This is a genomic window from Arthrobacter sp. I3 (assembly GCF_000520575.1).
GTDB lineage: Bacteria > Actinomycetota > Actinomycetes > Actinomycetales > Micrococcaceae > Arthrobacter > Arthrobacter humicola_A.
On sequence record NZ_KI914907.1, the window covers coordinates 25,798 to 27,865 of the forward strand.

General features: G+C 69.4%; 2 protein-coding genes. Both read left to right on the forward strand.

The features are described from left to right. Positions 1–991, forward strand: a 991-nt coding sequence (locus Y706_RS23640) for a Gfo/Idh/MocA family oxidoreductase (RefSeq protein ID WP_043434789.1), incomplete at its 5' end; no start/stop codon positions are given. Next, positions 991–2,025, forward strand: coding sequence for a Gfo/Idh/MocA family oxidoreductase (locus tag Y706_RS23645; protein WP_043434791.1), 1,035 nt, complete (start codon positions 991–993; stop codon positions 2,023–2,025). The genes Y706_RS23640 and Y706_RS23645, both read left to right, overlap by 1 nt. Positions 2,026–2,068 lie beyond the last annotated feature (43 nt).

Below are 2,068 nucleotides of genomic sequence, written 5' to 3' on the forward strand. Positions count from 1 at the left end.
CGGCGCCGTCCTTGCCGCCATCGCGGATCCGAACCTGGAATCCGCCGGGGCGCTGGCCGGCGCCCTGGGCACCACGAAGGTGACCGCCGACGCCGCTGACCTCCTGGCCGACCCGGCGATTGACGCCGTCGTCATCGCCAGCCCCGCGCGTTTCCATTCCGCCCTGATCGGCCAGGCCGCAGCGGCCGGAAAGCACGTCTTCTGCGAGAAGCCCGCAGGTCAGGGGCTCGAGGAGCTCGACGCCGCCCTTGACGCCGTCGACGCCGCCGGGGTGCACTTCCAGATCGGCTTCAACCGCAGGTACGCCGCAGACTTCCAGGCGGCCAAGAAGGACCTCGCCGCCGGAATCGTGGGGCAGCCGCAACTGCTGCGTTCGCTGACCCGGGACCCGGGCACGGGGAGCATCGGCCACGCCGCAAGGATCCCGGCATGGACCATCTTCCTCGAAACCCTGATCCACGACTTCGACACCCTGAACTGGTTCAACGAAGGCGCCGAACCCGTGGAGGTCTACGCCGTCGCCGACGCGCTTGTGGAGCCGGGACTGCGGGACCAGGGGTTCCTGGACACCGCCGTCGTGACCATCCGCTACAGCAACGGCGCGATAGCCGTCGCCGAGGCAAACTTCAGCGCACTCTACGGTTACGACATCCGCGGCGAGGTTTTCGGCTCCAAGGGCATGGTCCAGGCCGGCCGCGCCACCGAAACCGCCGCCCGCCGGTTCACCGCCGAGGGGATGTCCGCCGACACCCCACGGCTGAACGTCGAGCTCTTCCGGCAGGCCTACACAGACGAACTGGCGGACTTCGCCGACGCCGTGCGCGCCCGGCGTGACGGTATCGCTCCGGAGTCGAAGCCCTTCACTCTCACTCCGGGAGCCAGCGACGCCCGGCGCGCACTGGCCGTGGCGCTGGCCTGCATCGAGTCCGTCAAGCGGGGGACCCCGGCAGCGGTCAACACAGTGGCCGTCAACGAGAACGTGGTCCTCTGATGCGGCTCGCCGTGTGCGCTGAGATGGTCTTTACGGACCTCCCCGGCGCCGTCCTTGCCGCCATCGCGGATCCGAACCTGGAATCCGCCGGGGCGCTGGCCGGCGCCCTGGGCACCACGAAGGTGACCGCCGACGCCGCTGACCTCCTGGCCGACCCGGCGATTGACGCCGTCGTCATCGCCAGCCCCGCGCGTTTCCATTCCGCCCTGATCGGCCAGGCCGCAGCGGCCGGAAAGCACGTCTTCTGCGAGAAGCCCGCAGGTCAGGGGCTCGAGGAGCTCGACGCCGCCCTTGACGCCGTCGACGCCGCCGGGGTGCACTTCCAGATCGGCTTCAACCGCAGGTACGCCGCAGACTTCCAGGCGGCCAAGAAGGACCTCGCCGCCGGAATCGTGGGGCAGCCGCAACTGCTGCGTTCGCTGACCCGGGACCCGGGCACGGGGAGCATCGGCCACGCCGCAAGGATCCCGGCATGGACCATCTTCCTCGAAACCCTGATCCACGACTTCGACACCCTGAACTGGTTCAACGAAGGCGCCGAACCCGTGGAGGTCTACGCCGTCGCCGACGCGCTTGTGGAGCCGGGACTGCGGGACCAGGGGTTCCTGGACACCGCCGTCGTGACCATCCGCTACAGCAACGGCGCGATAGCCGTCGCCGAGGCAAACTTCAGCGCACTCTACGGTTACGACATCCGCGGCGAGGTTTTCGGCTCCAAGGGCATGGTCCAGGCCGGCCGCGCCACCGAAACCGCCGCCCGCCGGTTCACCGCCGAGGGGATGTCCGCCGACACCCCACGGCTGAACGTCGAGCTCTTCCGGCAGGCCTACACAGACGAACTGGCGGACTTCGCCGACGCCGTGCGCGCCCGGCGTGACGGTATCGCTCCGGAGTCGAAGCCCTTCACTCTCACTCCGGGAGCCAGCGACGCCCGGCGCGCACTGGCCGTGGCGCTGGCCTGCATCGAGTCCGTCAAGCGGGGGACCCCGGCAGCGGTCAACACAGTGGCCGTCAACGAGAACGTGGTCCTCTGATGCGGCTCGCCGTGTGCGCTGAGATGGTCTTTACGGACCTGCC

Excerpts from the sequence above, each read along its gene's own strand:
- Y706_RS23645 (WP_043434791.1), top strand. The coding sequence starts at position 991 with ATGCGGCTCGCCGTGTGCGCTGAGATGGTCTTTACGGACCTCCCCGGC.